Genomic DNA, 22,927 nt, shown 5'->3' on the forward strand with positions numbered 1-22,927 from the left:
TAAAAAAATCCGTCTGATAATTTTACCAGACGGATTTTTGAATTTCAGTATCAAATACTTAAACCTTCATGATTTCAGCTTCTTTTGCAGCTAATAATTCATCAATTTTTTTAATATAAGTGTTTGTTAAGTTTTGAACTTCTTCTTCTGCAGATTTACAGATATCTTCTGAAGTTCCTTCTTTTTCTAATTTTTTAATGTCAGTATTTGCGTCTTTACGAGAGTTACGAATACCAATTTTTGCATCTTCAGCTTCAGATTTAGCTTGTTTAGCCAGATCACGACGACGCTCTTCTGTTAAAGGCGGAACGCTGATAATGATAACGTCTCCGTTATTCATTGGATTAAAGCCAATATTAGCAATTAAAATAGCTTTTTCAATGGCTTGTAACATGTTTTTTTCGAAAGGCTGCAAAGTAATTGTTCTTGCATCAGGAACACTGATTTTTGACACTTGAGAAAGTGGCGTTGCAGATCCGTAATAATCAACAAAAACACCTCCAAGCATAGCTGGAGAAGCTTTTCCTGCACGAATGTTTAGAAATTCTTTCTCTAAGTGTGCAATAGAACCGTTCATAGATTCTTCAGTACTTTCTAATATAAAATCGATTTCTTCAGTCATTTTTTTTTTAGTTTTCAGTTTTTCAGTCTCAGTTTTCAGTTTAAGCCGTTGCGACTGTAAACTGTTACTGGGACTTATATATTTACTACAGTTCCGATGTTTTCTCCTTCGCAGATTTTCAAAAGGTTTCCAATTTTGTTCATGTCAAAAACAACAATTGGCAATTTGTTTTCCTGGCTTAAAGTAAAAGCTGTTGTATCCATTACATTTAGTCCTTTTTTAAGAACATCATCAAACGAGATAAAATCAAATTTTACAGCCGAAGCATTTTTTTCAGGATCAGAATCGTAAACACCATCAACACGTGTTCCTTTTAAGATCACATCAGCATTGATTTCGATTCCTCTTAGAACCGCTGCAGTATCAGTTGTAAAATATGGATTTCCTGTTCCGGCACCAAAAATAACAATTCTTCCTTTTTCTAAGTGACGATCTGCTCTTCTTTTGATATATGGTTCTGCAATAGATTCCATTTTTAAAGCAGTCTGCAAACGCGTTTTCATTCCCTTGTCTTCAAGTGCACCCTGCAAAGCCATTCCGTTAATAACAGTAGCAAGCATTCCCATATAATCACCTTGTACTCGGTCCATTCCTGCGCTGGCACCGGCAACGCCTCTAAAAATATTTCCTCCTCCAATAACGATTGCAATTTCTACTCCCTTTGCATGGATCTGTTTAATTTCATCTGCATATTCGGCTAATCTTTTAGGGTCAATTCCGTATTGTAAATCACCCATTAAGGCCTCACCGCTAAGTTTTAGAAGAATTCTTTTATATTTCATATTTCGTGTTGCGTTAATTTGTGCAAATATAGACATATTCTGATTTTTAAAAATAATGTTTACAAAAAATTAATTGTACTTGAGATTTAATTTTATAACGACTTTTTTGATTTTTTCTTTCGAATGTGATAAAAGTCATTCGAGGTTGTTTTTAAAATCCGTAATTTTATAGTAAGCAAAATAAACCTCTATGAAAAGTACTGTAGCCAAAGCATTATTCAACAGTCATTCCTATGCTGAATATCGAAAATTAGTTACTGATTTATTATCTGAAGGAAAATCAACAGGAAGCGAACAGTCTGAAAGTCTGACTAATTATTCCAAATTGAACGAAGCCAGAATGAATCGATTAGAAAAAACAATCAAAATCTCCGAAGATGTTATTTCAAAACTCCAGCATCTGGATAATCATTATATCTGGCTTGTAATTTCTGAAGGCTGGTGCGGAGATGCGGCACAGATTCTTCCCATTTTAGATAAAATGGCGCACGGATCTAATAAAAAAATTGATCTTCGAATTGTACTTCGTGATGAAAACGACGAATTGATGAATCAATATTTGACAAACGGCGGAAGAGCGATTCCGAAAATAATTGTGATCTGCAAAGAAGCCGGAATTGTTCGTGCCGATTGGGGACCAAGACCAAAAGGCGCAGCCGAATTAATGGCTAACCATAAAAGAGATGTTGGCCCAATTGATGAAAAAATTAAAACCGATTTACAATTATGGTATCTCGCAGATAAAGGTCTTTCTGTGCAGGAAGAGCTGGTCGAAATCATGGAAAAGATCAAATATAACCGACTTTAATTGTTGATTACTTTTGTAATACTTGTCTGAAACCCTTTAGTGGTAAAGTGTTGATAGTAAATGTTATAATGTTTTTAAAAAATGTAAGAAAATAGTTTTTTTATTAGAAAATTTTGTATCTTGCTATAACCAATCCCACTTCTATTATATATTTTTTGATTTACTCTTTTTATTGGTGTCTATTTTCTACTAACAATTAAAAATGCACTATTATGAAAAAGTTATTCGAAAGGTTTTATGATTTTTTCTCCAGATATTTATTCGGAGGACAAAGAAATGTTCCTCACTATTGATTAAGCAATAAGTATGGAGTAACATTATTTTAGGAGTAGGCACATTACAATATTTATATGTAATGTGCTTCTTGTTTTTTATGAAGTAAGACTTTCTTCAAACAACGTAATATCAATCGCATTTTTTACGTCGTAGTCACCAATCTTCGTTCTGCATAAAACAGTTAAATGCGAACCGGAATTCATTGCTTTTCCAAAATCGTAAGCCAGAGACCGAATATACGTTCCTTTACTGCAAACTACTCTAAAATCAATTTCAGGCAGCGCAATTCGTGTAATTTCAAATTCGTGAATCGTAGTTTTTCTGCTTTCAATCTCTATAGATTCTCCGGCACGCGCATGTTCATATAAGCGAACACCATCTTTTTTAATAGCCGAAAAAATAGGCGGTTTCTGGTCGATTTCGCCTAAAAATTGTTTCACCGTTTCGTGAATTAAAGCTTCGTCGATATGTTCCGTTGGAAAAGTCTGATCGATTTCGGTTTCTAAATCATACGATGGAGTAGTGGCTCCAATGTAAAATGTTCCCGTATATTCTTTTGCCTGACCCTGAAGTTCAGAAATTCTTTTGGTAAATTTTCCGGTACAAATTAATAAAAGACCGGATGCTAACGGATCTAAAGTTCCGGCATGTCCAATTTTGAACTTTTTTGGAAGTCCGACTTTATTAATTAAAAGGTATTTTAATTTATTGACCGCTTGAAACGAACTCCATTTTAAAGGTTTGTCTATCAATAAAACCTGTCCGTTTAAATATTCTTCGGGTGTCATTATATAATGGTAAGCGGGTGAATGAAAAAGTGAATCAGCAATAAGATGATTCCGGCAAGAATTCGGTAATAACCAAAAACTTTAAAACCGTTTTTAGTCAAAAATCCAATAAAGGTTTTAATAGCCAAAAGTGCTACAATAAAAGCAACAATGTTTCCAATAACTAGTATGTTGATTTGATCGTGAGATAATTCAAATCCAGCTTTGTAATAATCGTAACATTTTTTTACTGTTGCGCCCAGCATAGTTGGAACTGCAAGAAAAAACGAGAATTCGGCAGCCGTTGTTCTTGATAATTTTTGAGACATTCCGCCCACAATACTGGCGCCGCTTCGTGAAACTCCGGGAATCATCGCGATACATTGAAATAATCCAATTTTAACCGCTTGTAAATAGGTGATTTCTTGTGAAGTTTCGGCAGTATTTGGGTTGTTGAACCATTCGTCAACTTTCAATAAAATTAATCCTCCAATTAAAAGAGAAATTGCAACCGTAACCGGGTTTTCTAATAAACCATCAATAAAGTCACTCAGCAATAATCCTAAAACTACCGCCGGAATAAAAGCAACTAAAAGTTTAAAGTAAAAATCAAGCGTTTGAAAGAAACGTTTAAAGTATAAAACAACAACCGAAAGTATAGCACCAAGCTGAATAACAATCGTAAAAAGTTTAGTGAAATCTTCATGTGCGATTCCAAAAAAAGAAGAGGCAATAATCATGTGTCCAGTTGAAGAAACAGGTAAAAATTCTGTAATTCCTTCAATAATGGCAAGAACGATAGCTTGTAATGTGTTCATTAGAAATTTTAGATTTCAGATTTTAGATTTCAGATTGTTCTTTTCGCTGCGCTCAAAGTTTTAATTGAAATCTATAAACCTAATTTATTTAGATTTTTTGAAAATAGAATAAATCGTGATTCCAAAACCAATTAAAACAGTTGTTGGAGCTAAACGAATACGTCTAAAACTAAAAACATCCTCATTAAAAACATTCGGATTATCACTTCCACCGCCAGACATTAAAATAAATCCTAATGCAATAACGCCAATACCAACTAATAAAATTTTGTAATTGATACCGTCAAAAAGGAATTCCTGTTTTTGCTGTTGTTCTTCTTTAATATTGTTGTTCTTCATTTTTTATATTTTGTTGCCCTGGATAATCAAGGGCATTTTTATTTATTTGTCAGCCTGAGCGAAGTCGAAGGCCTTTTCAAATCTAAAATCTGCAATCTAAAATTAATAAAGATCGTCAGTTCTTAAATTAAGGAAACGCTGTGTTGCAAAGTGTGTGCTTACCCAGGTAATTAAAACCCCTAATCCGAAAACGGCCAATAAAACCAATCCAATTAAAGCTTTATCTTCTAAAATTCCTAAACCAGGGAAATTAGTTTCTACATAGAATAAAAGTCCAATTAAGGCAATAATTGCCAGTAAAGCACCAAGCATTCCTAATTTTACGCTGCGCGTTACAAAAGGTTTACGAATGAACGATTTTGTAGCACCCACCATTTGCATGGTTTTAATAATAAAACGGTTGGAATGGATTGATAAACGAAGCGAACTATTGATTAATAAAACAGCAATTACAGTAAGGAAACCACTGATAATCAAAATCCACATACTTACTTTTTTAATATTGTCGTTTACCAGATTTACTAATTGTTTGTCGTAAACAATGTCTTCAATCATAGTGTTTTGACGTAATGCGCTTTCTATTTTAGAAATACTGTCACGTTCAACATAATCTGCTTTTAAGTGAATGTCGTATGAATTCAATAATGGGTTTTCGCCCAAAAACGTCAGGAAGTCTTCTCCAATAATATCAGTATGTTCTTTTGCTGCTTTTTCTTTGGTTACATAAACATAAGAAAGCGCAAAAGGAGCTCTTTTTAATTCTGAATCAAATGCTTTGATAATACTGTCATTCGCTTCGTTTTTAAAGAAAACCGTCATGGCGATTTTTTCTTTAAAATCATCTGCCAGTTTTTTAGAATTGATAATGAATAATCCCAGTACTCCCAAAAGGAATAAAACCAAGAATACACTTAATACAACCGAAAAATAAGAGGAAATTAACCTGCGTTTTTGAAATTTATCAAAATTAGAACTCATAGATACTTAAATTATGTGGTAAAAATAATAAAGAATTTCTTTATTTAAAGTTAATAACAAACTTTTATACTATAAATGTACGATTTGATATTGAATAAAAGTTTTTATTTAACCGCAAAGTGCGCAAGGTTTTCGCAATGTTCGCAAAGTTAAAAGAGAATAGCTGCAGATTAAAGGATTAAAATGATTTCAAAATCTGTGTGAATCCTTTTAATCTGTGGCTAAAAAATAGTAACGCAAAGTTCACAAAGTTATTTTAAAGGTATTGTTTTATAAAAATACAAAGTTCGCTAAGCTTTATGAACACAAAGCTTAGCGAACTTTGCGGTTAAATATTAAATTTTGCTGGTTTCCCAAACTAAAGATAAATAATACAATCCGCCAATTGACGGCCCGCCAAGAATTGAAGTATAAGGTTTATTTAAAATATTTGTTCCGCCTAATTTTGTAGTAAGACCTGTTCTTTTGAAGTTATAATTGATTTGTGCATCCATTGACCAATAAGCCGGAACCGTTCCGCTGACTAAAAAAGAAACATAATCAAAATTGTTTTGATAACGCGCCGTCGCACTTGCGCTAAGATTTTTCCAGATGTTTTGGGCCAATAAAGTTCCGTTAACATTAAATTCCGGTGTGTTGAAACCATCTTCTAAACCATCTTTATCGTCAGTTCGGTCGAGTTTGGTATAAGTAAGATTGGTCAAAGCTGTAAAAGTTGCATCAATTCGATATTTTAAACCTAAACTTCCGCCATAATTGTAAATTTTACTTTTAGAATTCGTCCACAAACGGTAACGATTTTGCGTGTTTTTAGAATATAAAGCGGTCGGAATTTGATTTGGATCTGTAGTATTTGGAATACTTGCTTCGACCTGAGCGATGAAATTTTTATAAGAGTTATAATAAAAATCGGCATCAATAAAAAGGTTTCGGTTTAATGTAATTCCCCTAAAACCAAATTCAAACGACTTTACAAATTCAGGCTGTAAATAGGTATAAGGATTTTTTTGAATGGTATTTTTATTCTTTTCAATGGCCTGCGCCTGAGTTAAACCGTTTGTGTTCACATCAGTATTTACCTGCGCCTGAAATTTATCGATTGAAGCTTTTGTGTAGGAATTCTCAAAAATACCATCAGACATAATTCGTAAACCGCCAACACGTTTTACGCCGCCCGAATTCACGTTAGAAAACCCTTCAAAAATACTTGGAAATCGATATCCGTTTTGATACGAAGCCCTAAAATTAAGCACTTCTTTTGGAGAATAAACTGCCGTAAACTGTGGTGTAAACTTGGCATCAAAATAATCAGCTTTATCAATTCGAATTGTTGCGCCTAAACGCAATTTGGAACGAAATAAATCTTTTGTCAATTGTGTAAAACCTCCTGTTTTTTGGTACGTCAAATTTTCATCAGTATGAACGGGATTTATAAAATAATTTCCGTCTGGAACGATAATGTAATTTCTGTAATCGAAACCGCTTAAAAGTTTAGCATCGATTTTTTCGAAGAAATCTACAAAAGCCTTGTCCCAATTCAATAAACCTTCGCCATGAACTAAAGTCGATTTTACGAGCAAAGCCGCACCAATGTCCCAGTTATTGATATCGATTAATTCATTTTTCTTGTTTTCATAAGTCTCGGTTCCGGGTTGAAATCTTCCTTGATCAGATTGTGTTCTGGCAATTCTGTGGGCATCGGCAACAGTTGCGCCATTTGTAACTGCATTTTTATAAGCCGTACTGTAATCTGCGAACCATTTATCATCAGATTTATAAGCGCGATCCATGTTTTCGGCAAGTGAACGTAAATTGTATGAGTTTCCAGTATTTTCAGTTGTAGCATACGCTTTTACCTGAAAAATAGGGGTGTGATAATCTACCGCAAACTGATTTAAAGTATAGTCGTCAAGTCTAAAACGATTCGAACGCTGATAAATCGTATTGATCAAAGCGGTTTTATACGTTACAGAAAGTTCATTTCCTTGTTTTGGACGAAAGTAAAACCCAACATCAGCTTTATAATTTTTAATATCATAATTAGTAATGTCTGTTTCGCGATAACCGGTTCTGGCAACAACATAATTTTTGCCATTTAAGTTTAATGTTTTTCGGTTTGCCGACTCATTTCCATAACCATTTACTTCATCGTAAGCCGGATTATCGGCACCAAATAAATTGGTTGAAGCATTTGCATTTGGAGCCAGATCAGTTCTGTCATCTGCAACCCAGTCTTTTCCTCCGGTTGAAGATGCATTTACTTTAAACGCCAATTTTTCATTGAAAGCTTTTGCCAATCTCAAATTAAACTGCGAATAAACTTTTGGAGAAAACCGGTCAATGTTTCCAACATGATTTACGCCGGTTAATTGCTGTATGGCAATTCCTTGATATTCAAAGGGATTTTTAGTCTGGATATTAGCCAAACCATTAATGGCGTTCATTCCGTATAAAGCAGCGGCAGTTCCAGGAATAATTTCGATTTTATCTATATCAAGATCATTGGCACCCAAAGCATTTGCAATTGGCGCGCCCAGATGCGGAGCCTGATTATCAATTCCGTCCACTAATTGTGCGAATCTAACATTGGTCGAATTGGCAAAACCTCTTGTATTAATCACTTTAAAACCTAAACTGGGCGTAATAATCTGAACGCCTTTTACATTTTCCAGCGCTTCATAAATACTTGCCGATCCCATATTTCTGGCTTCCGCCGATTTTAATTGTTCAATTGTTATAGGAGAACGCATTAAATTTTCAGGACGTCGGGATGCTGTAATAACAACTTCGTTTAATTCTTCTTTTTTAATGCTGTCTTGCTTTGCTTTAGAATTTTCGGTTTGAGAAAAACTTTTCAAGCTTATAATTAGAAAAAACAGATATAGTTTTTGGTTCATGCTTTTGGTTTTATTTCAGTATGTTTTAAAATGAATACTGATGGTTAAAAAAAATGGTCTTGGTTTAAATGCTTTATCTGCTCTGGGTTTTATTAATCTCGCAAAGACGCTAAGTCGCAAAGTTTTTTTTCTTTTTTAAGTTTTAATATTATTCTCTTTGCGACTTAGCGTCTTTGCGAGATTAAAAATATAAATTCTGCGAACTGATTTCTTTAAATTAAAATTTCAGATTTTGAGTTTCCTTTTCAGCAAAATCTTTAATACGTTTTTCGAGTTCGTAAAAAGTGGTTATCGCTCTTTCTCCGGCTTCCGTCAATCGTGCGCCGCCGCCGCCTTTTCCGCCTAATAGTTTTTCAACAAGCGGACTTTCGGCACGCTGATTCATTTCTTCAACCAATTGCCAGGCTTGTCGATACGCCATTTTCATTTCTTTAGCAGCATTTGTAATCGAACCTGTTTTTCGAATATTTTCTAAAAGCCAGACTTTGCCAATACCAAGAAAAGCGCCTTCTGCTCCTTCAATCCAAACCCGAACTTCGATATTGTATTTCTTATTTTCTGCCATAGATTTCAGTGCAAATAAGTATTTGTAATTGCAATAATACGTATTTTTACTTAATTGTAAATACGTAAAACGTAAATTTATTTGTTTGTCAATGAAATAGCTTTGGTACAATGCGCAATAAATGTAAATTTGCGCCTAATAATTAATTTAGTGAAAAGCCTTAGAACCTTAGTAACTTAGAATCTTAGTCACTTAGAAATGAAGTACAATCCAAACGAAATTGACGCCAAATGGCAAAAATATTGGGCAGAAAATCAAACTTTTGCAGCAAAAAATAACTCTGAAAAACCTAAACATTATGTTCTCGATATGTTTCCTTATCCATCTGGAGCAGGATTACACGTTGGGCACCCGCTGGGTTATATAGCTTCAGATGTTTATTCTCGTTTCAAAAGACACCAAGGCTTCAATGTTTTGCACCCAATGGGTTACGACAGTTTCGGATTGCCGGCAGAACAATATGCAATTCAAACAGGACAGCGTCCTGAAGATACAACACGCGTAAATATTGACGGTGGTGTTGATAAAGAAGGAAAACAAATTGCCGGATACAGAAAACAATTAGACAAAATAGGATTTTCATTTGACTGGAGTCGTGAAGTACGAACTTCAAATCCTGATTATTATAAACATACACAATGGATTTTTATCCAGTTGTTCAACTCTTGGTATTGCAGAAAACAAGGTCAGGCATTTGAAATTTCAGAGCTTGTAAAGGTGTTTGAAGAAAGCGGAAATGCATTGGTTGAAGCAGTTTGCGATGACAATGTTGCGATTTTTACTGCTGATGAATGGAACTCCTATTCTGAAGATCAAAAAGAAAAAATCCTTTTGCAATACAGAATGACTTATTTGGCAGAAACAGAAGTAAACTGGTGTCCTGGTTTAGGAACTGTTTTGGCAAATGACGAAATTGTAAACGGAGTTTCTGAGCGTGGAGGTTTTCCTGTTATCAGAAAAAAAATGACACAATGGAGTATGCGAATTTCTGCTTATGCAGAACGTTTGCTTCAAGGTTTAAATGATATTGACTGGAGTGAATCTATAAAAGAATCTCAAAGAAACTGGATCGGGAAATCGGTTGGAGCTTTGGTAACTTTTAATTTGAAAAATCACGATGAGGTAATCGAAGTTTTCACGACTCGTCCTGATACTATTTTTGGAGTTACTTTTATGACTTTGGCACCAGAACATGATTTGGTTGCTAAAATTACAACTCCAGAGCAAAAAGCTGCGGTTGAAGCCTATATCGAAAAAACAGCAAAACGTTCAGAGCGCGAGCGTATGGCAGATGTAAAAACTATTTCGGGAGTATTTACAGGAGCTTATGCTGAACATCCATTTACAAAAGAAGCTATTCCGGTTTGGATTGGTGATTATGTTTTGGCAGGTTATGGAACAGGCGCTGTAATGGCGGTTCCTTGCGGAGACGAAAGAGATTATGCTTTTGCTAATTTCTTTAAAGGTCAAAACGGAATGCAGGAAATCAAAAATATCTTCGCTAATGTTGATATTTCTGAAGGTGCTTACGGATCAAAAGACAATGTTGAAATCGCAGCTTCTGATTTCTTAAACGGATTAAATTATAAAGATGCAACAGCAAAAGCGATTTATAAACTTGAAGAAATCGGGCAGGGAACAGGAAAAACAAATTACCGTTTGCGTGATGCTGTTTTCTCTCGTCAGCGTTATTGGGGTGAACCATTCCCGGTTTATTATGTAAACGGATTGCCTAAAATGATTGATACACAGCATTTGCCAATTATTTTGCCAGAAGTTGAGAAATATTTACCAACAGAAGACGGTTTGCCTCCATTAGGAAATGCAGCAGTTTGGGCTTGGGATACAAAACAAAATAAAGTTGTCGATACTGATTTAGTTGACAATGTTTCAATTTTTCCTCTTGAATTAAACACAATGCCGGGTTGGGCAGGAAGTTCATGGTATTGGATGCGTTATATGGATGCACACAATGAAAATGAATTTGCAAGTAAAGAAGCTCTAGCTTACTGGGAAAGTGTAGATTTATACATTGGAGGAAGCGAACACGCAACCGGACATTTATTGTATTCTCGTTTCTGGAATAAATTCTTAAAAGACAAAGGTTTTGCTCCAACCGAAGAGCCATTCAAAAAACTGATTAATCAGGGAATGATTTTGGGAATGAGTGCAAGTTTTTATCAATTGGCTGTTAATGTCTTTATTGATGAGGAAAATAAAACGGAAGAAATCAGAAAAGAAATTCGTCGATTAACAGAAGACAATAAAAGTGTTTATTTGTCATCGGGATTGATTGAAAATATCCCAGATTTAAAGTTTAATGAAGAAGGTGTAGCAAAAGATAAAGATCAAAAATGGATATTTATTAAAGATTTAAATGAATATTTAAGAAATGAAATTATTGTTGCTTATGAAATTAAGGAATGTATTCAAGAATTTATTGCTGTATCTAAATATTTGCTTCTGTCTCCAAAGCGTATTGATATAAATTGCGTTGATCTGAGTAATAATTTATTATTCGATAAGTTAGAGAAGGATTCACGAACAGAAGCGAGAATTCTTGCAAAAAAAGGAACGTTTATAAAAGAACAAAATGGAGATTTTAAAGTTTCTCGCGAAGTCGAAAAAATGTCGAAATCAAAATACAATGTGGTAACGCCAGATGATATTTGTAACGAATACGGCGCTGATACATTGCGTTTATACGAAATGTTCTTAGGACCATTAGAGCAGGCAAAACCTTGGAATACTGCTGGAATTTCAGGAGTTTTTGGTTTCTTGAAAAAATTATGGAGATTGTATTTTGATGATAACGGTTTAATCGTAAACAACGACGAACCAACAAAAGACAACTTAAAATCATTACACAAAACAATCAAAAAAGTAGCAGAAGATATTGAGAATTTCTCTTTCAATACTTCAGTTTCTCAGTTTATGATTTGTGTAAATGAATTGTCTTCTCAAAACTGTCATTCAAGAGCGATTTTAGAACCATTAGCCATTTTGGTTTCGCCTTATGCACCGCATATCGCAGAAGAATTGTGGTCACAGTTAGGACATACAACTTCAATTTCAGAAGTTGCTTTCCCAATTTTTGATGCAAAACATTTAGTTGAAACCAATAAAGAATATCCAGTTTCTTTTAACGGAAAAATGCGTTTCACAATCGAATTGCCTTTGGATTTAACCGCAGCGCAAATCGAAGAAATCGTAATGAAAGACGAAAGAACGCAAAGACAATTAGACGGAAGAACTCCAAATAAAGTGATTATCGTTCCTGGAAAAATTATCAACCTTGTAGGTTAATTTTAAAATTGCTTCGCCTATTCGCTATCGCTCGAGTCCAATATAAAAATCCTAAATTCCAATTTTACGATTGGAGTTTGGGATTTTTTTTTGTTTATTTTTTTGCCACGAATTGCACGAATTTTCACGAATTATTTTTTCACGCGGCGGTGAGTCATTGCGAGGAACGAAGCAATCTCATTGGCTAGATCAAGCTTTGTGTTTTATTATAGTGAGGTTGCTTAGTTTCTCGCAATGACAAAGATGTGGAAAAACTTTGCGCTCTTTCTCGATAAAATCGGAATTACAAACAAAAAAACTTCCAAACTTTGCGAAAAACCTTAGCGCACTTTGCGTTAAAAACACACACCAACATTGGAATTTGAAATTTTTTTATTGAAAATTTAATTTGAGTTGTAACATTTTAATAGTTCACGTATCCAAACGACGGATCCGATTAAATTAACAACTTAGAACTATTAAAAATGAAAAAGTATATCATCTTAATTATCGCATTCTTATTCTCTGCATTATGTCTAAATGTTTTTGCACAAACAAAATCATATCCTTTTGAAGTTCTTAAAACCGGAAAAGGAAAACAATCGATTATATTCATTCCCGGATTTGCTTCTTCTGGTGAAGTATGGAACGAAACCAAAGCCGCATTCGAAAAAGATTTTACTTGTTATACGCTAACAATGGCCGGATTTGCCGGAGCAAAACCACAGCCAAATCCTTCGTTTGAAAATTGGAAAACAGGAATTGCCAATTACATCAAAGAAAATAAAATAGAAAAACCAATTATAATCGGTCACAGTATGGGCGGCGGACTGGCGCTTGCCATCGCTGCAGATTATCCGGAATTAATTGGTAAGATTGTCGTTGTTGATGCTTTGCCTTGTTTGGCTGCTTTAACCGATCCTTCTTTTAAATCAAAAGAAAATAATGATTGTTCAGCAACAGTAAATCAAATGATGACAATGACCGAAACACAGTTTTATGATATGCAGAAACAAGCCATGCCGAGACTTTTGCAGGATACTTCAAAACTAGAAATGGTTATCGGTTGGAGTGTAAAATCAGATAGAAAAACCTTTGCTCAAATGTATTGCGATTTCTATAATACTGATTTGAGAGATAGGATTTCGACGATAAAATGTCCGTCGCTAATTTTATTAGAATCTTATTTTATAAATTTAAAACCGGCAATCGAAGGGCAGTATAAAAACCTAAAAACAGCTAATTTTCAATATGCTAATAAAGGTTTACATTTCATAATGTACGATGATACTGAATGGTATTTGGCACAATTAAACACTTTTTTAAAATCTTAAAATGGAATTCGAAGAAATCTACAAAACATATTGGGATAGAATTTTCAGGCTTTGCATGGGATTTGTGAATGATTATGATGCCGCACAGGATTTAGCTCAGGAAACCTTTATAATTGTCTGGCAAAAGCTGGAAACCTTTAGAAACGAATCTTCTATTGGAACCTGGATATTTAGAATTGCGTCTAATAATTGTCTTCGGCAGATAGAAAAGCAAAAACGCTTTCCAAAATCAGAACTGCCAATTCATCTTTCAGAAGAAAAACAAACTTCATTAGAACCTCAAATTCAGTTTTTATATAAATGTATCGCTGAACTGCCCGAAACGGAACGTATCATTATCTCATTAGAATTAGAAGATGTCAGGCAGGCAGAAATCGCTAAAATTATTGGACTTTCTGAAGCCAATGTGCGAGTGAAAATTCACAGAATAAAAGAAAAACTGACTCAAAAATTTAAAGAAAATGGACAACGATAACAATATAGATTTTAAAGATTTATGGAAAAAACAATTCATAAGTCAGCCTGATATGCAGGATTTGCTGGCGCGGGTAAATAAATTTAAAAGAGCAGGCTTAAGAAGTTTGTGGATTACTAATATGCTGCTTTTTGCAACAACTGCGTTTATTGTTTTTGTCTGGATTTATTATCAGCCGCAATTTATTTCGACTAAAATAGGAATCATCGTGACGATTCTGGCAATGATGATTTATTTATTTGTTTACAATAAATTATTGAGCAATTATAAAAACATCGAAACGACGCAAACTAATCAGGAATACCTTCAAAATTTAATTCTGATTAAAAAGAAACAACAATTTTTGCAAACCACAATGATGCGTTTTTATTTTGCAACGCTTACGTTTGGAATCTGTTTATACATGTATGAATATGCCAGCAGAATGACTTTTTTAGGAGCAAGTCTGGCTTATGGACTAACATTATTATGGATGGCGGTTAATTGGTTTTTTATTCTTCCAAAACAAATCAAAAAACAGCAGTTCAAAATAAACAGCCTGATTGAGAAATTTGAAGAAATAAATAAGCAATTGTTATAGAGATAGATTGTAGAGACGCGCAGCAGTGCATCTTTTTTATTTAGATATGGTTTTTTGTCTGAAAAAATGCCAAAATGACATTTTGTTAAAATGGTTCATAATTTGCAGTTTGTTTTGTAAATTTAAATTCAATCAAAAAAGATAAAGATATGGGAGGTGAATATTTAATACTTGCCGGAGCGATAATGTTGTTTAGCTGGATGGTAAGTTCAAAACTTAAAAGTAAATTTGAATTGTATTCAAAACTGCAATTACGAAACGGAATGAGCGGCGCAGAAATAGCTGAAAAAATGCTTGCGGATAACGGAATTAGAGATGTTCGTGTTATTTCGACTCCGGGTCAGTTAACAGATCATTATAATCCGTCAGATAAAACAGTAAACTTAAGTGAAGCAGTTTATAATCATCGAAATGCTGCCGCTGCGGCAGTTGCGGCTCACGAATGCGGACATGCAGTTCAGCATGCTATTGGTTACGAATGGTTAACAATGCGTTCTAAATTAGTGCCAATTGTAAACGTAGCCTCAAGCTATATGCAGTGGGTTTTATTAGCCGGAATTTTAATGATCAGAACTTTTCCGCAATTGTTATTAGTGGGGATTATAATTTTTGCTGTAACAACATTGTTTTCGATTATTACACTACCGGTAGAATACGATGCGAGTAACAGAGCGTTAGCATGGCTTGAAAATAAACACATGTTAACACAAGAAGAACAGGCAGGAGCAAAAGATGCCTTAAAATGGGCTGCAAGAACGTATGTTGTTGCCGCACTTGGATCGATTGCAACTTTATTGTACTATATCTCAATTTATTCCGGAAGCAGGAGGAATTAAAAGAAAAATAAATTCCAATATAAAAATTCCAAATTCCAAATTTGGTGTAAAAAAGACAAACCCGACAGATTAAAACCTGTCGGGTTTTGTTTTTGCATATCTATATAAATTAAACTGGACTGAAGTCCAGCCCTACAACATAATATGTTCCTTCGGAACGACTAAAGAGCCTTGGCTCAATCCATATTGTAGAGCTGGACTTCAGTCCAGTTTAGAATAATAAATCAAAAAATTGTCACATTCTCTAATTTTACAATTGAATCTGTCTGTCAATCTGCTGATCAAGTGAAATAAACGTTTCCGTTCTTGAAACACCTTCAATAGCCTGAATTTTAGTATTTAAAAGCTGCATTAAATGTTCGTTATCACGGCAGATGATTTTAATTAAAACCGACCAGTTTCCGGTTGTATAATGACATTCCAGAACTTCGGGTATTTTTTTTAAATCTTTTACAGCTTCTGAGTTTCGGGAAGCTTTGTCAAGATAAACTCCCACAAACGCCATAGTATTATATCCCAAAACTTTTGGATTTACAGTAAACTTCGATCCTGAAATAACACCAGACTGTTCCAGTTTTTTTAAACGCTGATGAATCGCAGCTCCCGAAATGCCAATTTTATTAGCAATTTGTAAAATAGGTTTTCGGGCATCGTCCATAAGATATCGAAGGATTTCTTTGTCGATACCGTCAATTTCGATTAAAAGGGAGTTGATTTTCATAACTTATAATTTGAAACTATTTATTGTGATTTGGGTTTAGAATAGAAATCAAATGTAGTTAAAAGGAAGGAAAAATAAAATTCCAATTTTTTTAAATTCCAAATTCCAAGCGGAGATTAAAAAAAATCAAATTCAAAACATAGCAGGTGGTTTCAACCACGCGAAAATAAAGGTGATACAAATTCATTAAAAACAAAAATTCCAAATACCAACATAAAAATTGGAATTTGGAATTTTAAAAATTTGAATATTTTAAAAAAGGATTATTTTCCTTTGTTTGCTTCTGCAATATATTTCTCTAAAGCCATTGTCATAGAAGGTGTTTCAGGAGTTGGAGCAAGAATATCAATTCTTAAACCATGATCTAAAGCTTCTTTTTGAGTTGTGCTTCCAAATACAGCGATTCTGGTGTTGTTTTGTTGAAAATCCGGGAAGTTTTTAAATAAAGATTTAATTCCTGTTGGACTAAAAAACGCTAAAACATCATAATAAACATCAGCAAGATCAGACAAGTCGCTCATTACAGTTCTGTAAAAAATAGCTTGAGCCCAGTCTACTTTCAGGCCGTTTAATGTTATAGGAGCATCAGCATTTAACTGGTCAGATGCAGGAAGCAAAAACTTCTCGTCTTTGTACTTTTTGATAAGAGGAGATAAATCTGCAAAATCTTTTGCTCCAACGTAAATTTTACGTTTTCTGTAAACAACATACTTTTGAAGATAAAACGCTACTGCTTCAGATTGACAAAAATATTTCAATCCTTCAGGAACTTTGTAACGCATTTCATCAGCCACTCTAAAAAAATGATCTACAGCATTTCGACTTGTTAAAATGATCGCAGTGTAATGATTAAGATCGATTTTTTGTAATCGGATCTCTTTTGCGCTAACCCCTTCCACATGAATAAATGGTCTGAAATCAATTTTTATTTTGTGTTTTTGTTGGAGCTCAAAGTAAGGAGAATTCTCCACTTTAGGTTCAGGCTGTGACACCAAAATTGTTTTCACTTTCATATTATAAACATTTTCTAAGCACTCCCTTTTGTTATCCAATAATAAAGAAAATAATAAGGCGCTATTTCAAGAGCGCAAAGATATAAAATAAAATAAAATAACTTACCGATTATTACGTTTTGATATGTTTTAATTGAAATAAAATAAGAGTATAGACTGATACACAGCGAAATGCCTATCGTTACTAGCGGTACAATCGTTGAAATATTATCATAATAAAACAAAATTGCATTGATTGGAAGGATTAAAACGCCAATATAAGTTCTGTAAGTAACTTTTTGCAAATTAAAAAGCTCCACAAAGTCGTCAATGTTGAATGCTGCAGCTACAATTTTCTCAATTAAATATTTAGCCAGAATAAAATAAAGCAGGAAAGTTGCAATCTGAATAAATAAAATATAATCCGTTTTTGAGGCTTTATCATAAATGTTCATCGTTAGCAAAATAAAAAAGGCAAACGAAATAACCTGCACAAAAAATAAACCAACCGTAAAGCTGCTTTTCATGTGGCTGTTATCCCGATAAATTTTTGCATACTTATCGGAGAAAATAAGCTTACTAAATTCTGAAAAACGAGTCTCATAAGCAGATTTTGTCATGGCGACAACAGCAAACGTCAGGACAAACAAAGCTGTTGCCCAGTCTTTGTTTTCAATAATTCGTGGATGAAGGTGTTCAATCATAGCGTGACAAAATTAGTAATTTTTTGTATCAATAGTTTTATTATGTATTTATTATGAACCAAATGCTATAAAAAGTTTACTTTTGCGGTGAAATTACCGAGAAAAAAATGAGTGATAGTATTGTCATAATCCCTACTTATAACGAAATTGAAAACATAGAAAGTATAGTGAGAGCTGTACTTTCGCAGCATAAATCTTTTCACCTGCTAATAATCGACGATAATTCGCCGGACCATACCGCCGATAAAGTTATTGCATTACAGGAAGAATATCCGGGAAGATTATTTCTTGAAAAAAGAGCTAAAAAAGCCGGTTTAGGAACCGCTTATGTTCATGGTTTTAAATGGTCATTAGAACATAAATACGATTTTATTTTTGAAATGGATGCCGATTTTTCGCATAACCCAAATGATCTTGAAAAATTATACGATGCCTGCCACTTCGGAGGTGCTGATTTAGCCATTGGATCCCGTTATGTTACAGGTGTAAATGTAGTAAACTGGCCTTTAAGCAGAGTTTTAATGTCTTATTTTGCATCAGTTTACGTAAAATTTATTACCGGAATGAAAATTCACGATGCAACTGCCGGTTTTGTTTGTTATAAAAGAGAAGTTTTAGAGAAAATTAATCTAAACAAAATAAAGTTTGTTGGATATGCGTTTCAAATCGAAATGAAGTACAGAACTTATTGTGCTAAATTTGAAATAAAAGAAGTACCTATTATTTTTACAGACAGAACAAAAGGAGTTTCAAAAATGAGTAACGCTATTATTAAGGAAGCAATTCTGGGTGTAATTTCTCTTCGCTTAAAAAAATTAGTCAATACATTATAAGATAGAACATGAACAGGATTTTAATAAAAAATGCCAAAATTGTAAACGAAGGATCTATTTTTGACGGAGATGTTTTGATCGAAAATGACTTAATCGTTGAGGTTGCTGACAGCATCAGTCTAAAAACATCAGACTGTATTGTAATTGATGCCGAAGGAAGTTATTTAATGCCGGGTGCAATCGATGATCAGGTTCATTTTAGAGAGCCGGGATTAACACATAAAGGAGATATTGAATCAGAATCGAGAGCTGCAATTGCGGGAGGAATTACTTCTTTCATCGAACAGCCAAATACGGTTCCAAATGCAGTTACTCAGGAAATATTAGAAGATAAATATCAAATTGCTGCCGAGAAATCATTTGCGAATTATTCGTTTATGATGGGCGCAACGAATGATAATCTGGAAGAAGTTTTAAAAACAAATCCAAAAAATGTTGCCGGAATCAAGATTTTCTTAGGTTCATCAACAGGAAATATGCTGGTTGACAAGGAAGAGACTCTGGAAAAAATATTTTCAAGTACACCAATGTTAATTGCAGTTCATTGCGAAGATGAAACTACAATTCAGAACAATTTAGCAGAATTCAAAGAAAAATACGGTGAAGATGTTCCGGTAACGGCGCACAATTTAATTAGAAGTGCCGAGGCTTGTTATCTTTCGTCTTCAAAAGCGGTGGCTTTGGCGAAAAAAACGGGAGCAAGGCTTCATATTTTTCATCTTTCGACAGCAAAAGAAATGGAATTGTTTACCAATAAAATTCCATTAGAAGATAAAAAAATTACGGCTGAGGTTTGTGTACATCACCTTTGGTTTACCGATGAAGATTACAAAACAAAAGGAAATTTCATCAAATGGAATCCTGCTGTGAAAACAGAACATGACAGAGCTGAACTTTGGAAAGCTTTAAATGACGGCCGAATTGATGTTATTGCAACAGATCACGCGCCGCATACTAAAGAAGAAAAATTACAATCGTACTTAAAAGCGCCTTCTGGAGGTCCACTTGTGCAGCATGCAGTTGTGGCAATGTTCGAAGCACATCACCAGGGAAAAATCACCGTGGAGAAAATTGTGGAGAAAATGTGCCATAATCCGGCTAAAATTTTCAAAATCGAAAAAAGAGGTTTTGTTAAAGAAGGTTATTTTGCCGATTTAGTAATTGTAAACCCAAGCTTGCCATGGAGCGTAAAACCAGAAAATATTCTTGCAAAATGTGGATGGTCACCTTTTGAAAATTATACTTTTAAATCTAGAATTACGCATACTTTTGTAAACGGGGAATTAGTTTACAATAACTTTAAAGTAAAAGATATCCGCGCCGGAAAACGATTATTGTTTGATAGATAAAAAGCTGAAATGAAGAATTGTTTAGTAATACTATTGGTTTTGTTTCTTTCTGTAAGTTGTAAAAAGGATGTTGTGAAACAGCCTGCAAAACTTATTGAGAAAGATAAAATGATTGATATTATGTATGATTTGTCTCTTCTGGAAGCAATGAAATACCAGCATCAGGAATTGTTAGATTCTACAGAAACGAGCCCAACAAAATTCATTTTAAAAAAATATAAAGTTGACAGTCTTCAGTTTGCTCAAAATAATATGTATTATGCTGCAGATTATGAGAACTACAAGGAGATGTTTGATGAAGTAGGCAAGCGATTGAAGGTAGCCGAGAGAGCAGCAGATTCTCTTGTTACTATTGAAAATAAAAAAGCAGCGAAAGAAGCAAAAAAGAAACTTAAAGAAGTTCCAAAAACTCCAAAGGATTCAATCAAAAAAAGTTCAAAACAACAAATAAACCTCGATTCGATAAGACGACAAATGAAAAAACCACCTAGAAGATAAGGTTTATAGTTTCGAAATGTCTTTTATGTATTGATGTACATCTAAAAAAACCGTTCCTAGAGCGGTTTTTATTTTTTCATTAGAATAGAGATTTTTAGAATAAGATGCTTTTGCAGTCGCTTTTGTAATAGTTCTTTTTTGAAAAAATAAAGTCGAAAATATTCCGTCGGCAATCCAAAGGAAATTCATTAAAAAAGGTTTTGCATGAAGATGTGGTTTTTTGACTTTTAAAACATCGGCAATGGTGTCTAGAATATCTTTAAAAACAACATTGTCTGTAATCAAAGTAAAACGCTCGTTTTTAATATCACTTTTCATTAACTGATACATTGTTTTTACAACATCATCAATCGAAATAAAACCAGTACTTCCGAGTGTGTAAAAAGGAAGTCCGTTTGCGACTTTTACATACAATTCTGCACTTCCCTGCTGTTTAGTTTTTGTTTTCGGAATTGGACCTAAAATAACACCCGGATTTACAATAATTACATCTAAACCTTCCTGATGGGCGCGCCAGACTTCCATTTCTGCACCATATTTAGAAATAGCGTAATCGCTGTGCGGTTTTTCGGGGTTCCAGTCGGTTTCTTCGGTAATATAAGTTTCATGTGGGGCTAAATCGCCAAGAGCGGCAATAGAACTCACAAAACAGAATTTCTTTATTTCTCTGGCAAGAGAAAAATTAACCATATTGGCTGTTCCTTCAATATTGGTTTTTCGGAGTATTTCTTCATCTGTGGGATCAAAAGAAATAAAGGCAGCGCAATGGTAAACGTAATCAATATCATTAAAAGCAATTTCCAGAGAAGGAACATCTAAAATATCGGCTTCAAGCCATTCTATTTTTTCAAATAAATCAGCTTTTTGATACAATTCAAAAACCGATTTTGTTTTTTGAATATTGCTTTCGGTTCGGTAAATAGCCCGAACATTTTCTCCATTTTCAATTAAATGAAGCAATAAATGTGAGCCCACTAAACCTGTTCCGCCAGTTACTAATACCATTTTGTAAAGATAAAATAGAATGTTTAATTTACCTATTTTTTAGATTTTAGTTTTTTATTAAGTGTTTCGATAAGTTTGTCTTTTTCTTTTAAGCGAATTTCATATTGCTCGATTAATTTTTCTGATATTGTTATATCTGCCTTATTCTTGATTTCTTGAACGAAAGAAATTTCCTCCTGTTCACCAAATAAATAAGAAATTGGAGTTTCTAGTAAATGAGCCAGTCTAAGTATTTCGTTAGCAGTAAATTGTATCTGACCTTTTTCCCTTCTACTATATTGTGATTGATCTAATCCTAATTCATGTGCAATATAACTTTGCGATATTTTTTGGTTTTCTCTTATGGCTTTTACTTTTTCATTGAGGTTCATGATTTCTGATTTTGGCAGTTAGTATATAAATGAATTTTTCATTCTTGTAAGATATAGAGGACTTTTTTTGTTTTTTATACTCACTTATTGAAATGTTTTTTTATAAAAAAGCATAAAAAAAGCTTTTATGGTTAAATCACATTGAAAATGCAAAAGGAACATTTTGTAAGAAAAATATATGTCTTTTATTTGCTTTTTTATTAGTGAGGCTTTTTATCTACTATGATTTTCAGATATAATGTTAAGCTAATGTTTGTTGAATTAGTAAATTATTTAATCATGAAATTAATTAGAAAACACTCAAAAATAATAGCTTCAATGTTGGGCTTAACCTTCTTGTTTGTTAGTTGCTCACAAAATGAAGATCAGGTGTCTGGAAATGCAAGAAAATATTCTGGAGAGGATATTTTTAGAGGTCTTTTCTTTTTTAAAAATGATATTGCGGATGGTATTCCCCAATTGTCACAACTAAAATCTAAAATACAAAAAACTAAAAAGTTTGATGAAATTAAAGAATCTATGAATGAGCTTTCTGAAATTTCAATAGAATTTATTAATCTCCATTATCCCAATTTTTTTAATGATTTAAAATTTAAGATTTGTTCTGGTAATCTTTACGAAATAAGTATTGTTTTAGATAAGGCTTCACAATATATAGAAGAAGCTGGTTTGTCTTCAGAAAAATTTCAATCAGCATTTTTAATGGGTAGAAAAATTAATAGTGATGATAATTTGAAAAAGCAGATTTCCGGTTTAGACTTATCTACTAGTGATGGGATGAATGAATTAAAAGTTATTATCGAAGGGCTTAATGCCACTAGTATAACAGGTAAAAATACATGTATTACCACGGCAGCCGTTGCAGCTCTTGCTGTTTTTTATGTTGCCGTTGCAGCAGTTTCAATAGCTGTTGGTGCATATAGTGTTTATTTTAAAGTTGCTTATTGGGGGCCACTTGAAGAAAAATTACCGGATGAGATTTTAACTGAATTTCCAGACGAATTTTCACTGTCGGACGATGGTGGACGAGTTAGAATTGAGAGAGAAGTTTTGATAGCTCAGACAAGCGATTTTTTTTCAAATTAATAATCT

The 22,927-nt window shown here is 33.6% G+C and carries 23 protein-coding genes; 10 read left to right on the forward strand and 13 right to left on the reverse strand.

All coding sequences use genetic code 11. The features are described from left to right. Positions 1-58: 58 nt before the first annotated feature. Together frr and pyrH are read right to left on the reverse strand one after the other, a co-directional pair. Positions 59-622, reverse strand: coding sequence for a ribosome recycling factor (gene frr, locus APR43_RS09310; protein ID WP_053472458.1), 564 nt, complete (start codon positions 620-622; stop codon positions 59-61). Between the two features lie 74 nt (positions 623-696). Beyond that, complete coding sequence (gene pyrH / locus APR43_RS09315; RefSeq protein ID WP_053472459.1) at positions 697-1,404, reverse strand: UMP kinase; 708 nt, start codon at positions 1,402-1,404, stop codon at positions 697-699. A 190-nt stretch (positions 1,405-1,594) separates the two neighbouring features. On the opposite strand from pyrH, the gene APR43_RS09320 reads away from it, so the two are divergent. Continuing rightward, positions 1,595-2,212 (forward strand): thioredoxin family protein, encoded by a 618-nt coding sequence (locus APR43_RS09320; RefSeq protein ID WP_053472460.1) that lies wholly within the window; start codon positions 1,595-1,597, stop codon positions 2,210-2,212. A gap of 371 nt (positions 2,213-2,583) precedes the next feature. On the opposite strand, the gene truB is transcribed toward APR43_RS09320, so the two are convergent. The 6 genes from truB to APR43_RS09350 form a co-directional block, all read right to left on the reverse strand. Beyond that, positions 2,584-3,276, reverse strand: a complete 693-nt coding sequence (gene truB, locus APR43_RS09325; protein ID WP_053472461.1) for a tRNA pseudouridine(55) synthase TruB — start codon at positions 3,274-3,276, stop codon at positions 2,584-2,586. Next, positions 3,276-4,073, reverse strand: coding sequence for an undecaprenyl-diphosphate phosphatase (locus APR43_RS09330; RefSeq protein WP_053472462.1), 798 nt, complete (start codon positions 4,071-4,073; stop codon positions 3,276-3,278). Before APR43_RS09330 ends, truB begins: the two co-directional genes overlap by 1 nt. Before the next feature lie 84 nt (positions 4,074-4,157). Further along, a complete protein-coding gene (locus APR43_RS09335; protein ID WP_053472463.1) occupies positions 4,158-4,412 on the reverse strand; it encodes a DUF3098 domain-containing protein in 255 nt (84 codons plus the stop codon). A 102-nt stretch (positions 4,413-4,514) separates the two neighbouring features. After that, positions 4,515-5,390 carry a cell division protein FtsX gene (locus APR43_RS09340; protein ID WP_053472464.1) on the reverse strand — a complete coding sequence of 292 codons (876 nt, stop codon included), beginning with the start codon at positions 5,388-5,390 and terminating at the stop codon, positions 4,515-4,517. A 335-nt stretch (positions 5,391-5,725) separates the two neighbouring features. Beyond that, complete coding sequence (locus tag APR43_RS09345) at positions 5,726-8,287, reverse strand: TonB-dependent receptor (RefSeq protein ID WP_053472465.1); 2,562 nt, start codon at positions 8,285-8,287, stop codon at positions 5,726-5,728. A 217-nt stretch (positions 8,288-8,504) separates the two neighbouring features. Continuing rightward, the gene (locus tag APR43_RS09350) at positions 8,505-8,852 is read right to left on the reverse strand and encodes a winged helix-turn-helix domain-containing protein (RefSeq protein ID WP_053472466.1); all 348 of its coding nucleotides are present in this window, start codon (positions 8,850-8,852) and stop codon (positions 8,505-8,507) included. 198 nt (positions 8,853-9,050) lie between these two features. Between APR43_RS09350 and APR43_RS09355 the strand changes: the two genes are divergently transcribed. The 5 genes from APR43_RS09355 to APR43_RS09375 all read left to right on the forward strand — a co-directional run bounded on the left by APR43_RS09355 (position 9,051) and on the right by APR43_RS09375 (position 15,362). Beyond that, a complete protein-coding gene (locus APR43_RS09355; protein WP_053472467.1) occupies positions 9,051-12,158 on the forward strand; it encodes a leucine--tRNA ligase in 3,108 nt (1,035 codons plus the stop codon). Between the two features lie 464 nt (positions 12,159-12,622). Next, the gene (locus APR43_RS09360; protein ID WP_053472468.1) at positions 12,623-13,471 is read left to right on the forward strand and encodes an alpha/beta fold hydrolase; all 849 of its coding nucleotides are present in this window, start codon (positions 12,623-12,625) and stop codon (positions 13,469-13,471) included. 1 nt (position 13,472) lies between these two features. After that, on the forward strand, positions 13,473-13,946 hold the full coding sequence (locus APR43_RS09365; RefSeq protein WP_053472469.1) for an RNA polymerase sigma factor: 474 nt from the start codon (positions 13,473-13,475) through the stop codon (positions 13,944-13,946). Beyond that, complete coding sequence (locus tag APR43_RS09370; protein WP_053472470.1) at positions 13,933-14,526, forward strand: hypothetical protein; 594 nt, start codon at positions 13,933-13,935, stop codon at positions 14,524-14,526. The genes APR43_RS09365 and APR43_RS09370 overlap by 14 nt, the downstream gene beginning before the upstream one ends. A 149-nt stretch (positions 14,527-14,675) precedes the next feature. Continuing rightward, positions 14,676-15,362: a zinc metallopeptidase gene (locus APR43_RS09375; protein WP_053472471.1), complete on the forward strand. Its 687-nt coding sequence runs from the start codon at positions 14,676-14,678 to the stop codon at positions 15,360-15,362. Positions 15,363-15,612: 250 nt separating this feature from the next. On the opposite strand, the gene APR43_RS09380 is transcribed toward APR43_RS09375, so the two are convergent. From APR43_RS09380 to APR43_RS09390, 3 genes are all read right to left on the reverse strand, one after another. Continuing rightward, positions 15,613-16,083: an Lrp/AsnC family transcriptional regulator gene (locus tag APR43_RS09380; protein WP_035681816.1), complete on the reverse strand. Its 471-nt coding sequence runs from the start codon at positions 16,081-16,083 to the stop codon at positions 15,613-15,615. Positions 16,084-16,346: 263 nt separating this feature from the next. Beyond that, positions 16,347-17,096, reverse strand: coding sequence for a uroporphyrinogen-III synthase (locus APR43_RS09385; protein ID WP_053472472.1), 750 nt, complete (start codon positions 17,094-17,096; stop codon positions 16,347-16,349). A 14-nt stretch (positions 17,097-17,110) separates the two neighbouring features. Beyond that, a complete protein-coding gene (locus tag APR43_RS09390) occupies positions 17,111-17,779 on the reverse strand; it encodes a DUF4271 domain-containing protein (RefSeq protein WP_053472473.1) in 669 nt (222 codons plus the stop codon). 107 nt (positions 17,780-17,886) lie between these two features. On the opposite strand from APR43_RS09390, the gene APR43_RS09395 reads away from it, so the two are divergent. Genes APR43_RS09395 through APR43_RS09405 form a run of 3 tightly spaced genes read left to right on the forward strand, consistent with a single transcriptional unit; the run spans position 17,887 to position 20,459 of the window. Further along, the gene (locus APR43_RS09395) at positions 17,887-18,612 is read left to right on the forward strand and encodes a polyprenol monophosphomannose synthase (protein WP_053472474.1); all 726 of its coding nucleotides are present in this window, start codon (positions 17,887-17,889) and stop codon (positions 18,610-18,612) included. An 8-nt stretch (positions 18,613-18,620) separates the two neighbouring features. Next, positions 18,621-19,961 (forward strand): dihydroorotase, encoded by a 1,341-nt coding sequence (locus tag APR43_RS09400; protein WP_053472475.1) that lies wholly within the window; start codon positions 18,621-18,623, stop codon positions 19,959-19,961. A 9-nt stretch (positions 19,962-19,970) separates the two neighbouring features. Beyond that, positions 19,971-20,459: a DUF4296 domain-containing protein gene (locus tag APR43_RS09405; protein ID WP_053472476.1), complete on the forward strand. Its 489-nt coding sequence runs from the start codon at positions 19,971-19,973 to the stop codon at positions 20,457-20,459. 3 nt (positions 20,460-20,462) lie between these two features. On the opposite strand, the gene APR43_RS09410 is transcribed toward APR43_RS09405, so the two are convergent. Together APR43_RS09410 and APR43_RS09415 are read right to left on the reverse strand one after the other, a co-directional pair. Next, positions 20,463-21,464 carry an NAD-dependent epimerase/dehydratase family protein gene (locus tag APR43_RS09410; protein ID WP_053472477.1) on the reverse strand — a complete coding sequence of 334 codons (1,002 nt, stop codon included), beginning with the start codon at positions 21,462-21,464 and terminating at the stop codon, positions 20,463-20,465. Between the two features lie 32 nt (positions 21,465-21,496). Further along, positions 21,497-21,835, reverse strand: coding sequence for a helix-turn-helix domain-containing protein (locus APR43_RS09415; protein ID WP_053472478.1), 339 nt, complete (start codon positions 21,833-21,835; stop codon positions 21,497-21,499). 279 nt (positions 21,836-22,114) lie between these two features. On the opposite strand from APR43_RS09415, the gene APR43_RS09420 reads away from it, so the two are divergent. Continuing rightward, positions 22,115-22,921, forward strand: coding sequence for a hypothetical protein (locus tag APR43_RS09420; RefSeq protein WP_123924586.1), 807 nt, complete (start codon positions 22,115-22,117; stop codon positions 22,919-22,921). Positions 22,922-22,927 lie beyond the last annotated feature (6 nt).

This window comes from Flavobacterium sp. NLM (assembly GCF_002210235.1).
GTDB lineage: Bacteria > Bacteroidota > Bacteroidia > Flavobacteriales > Flavobacteriaceae > Flavobacterium > Flavobacterium panici.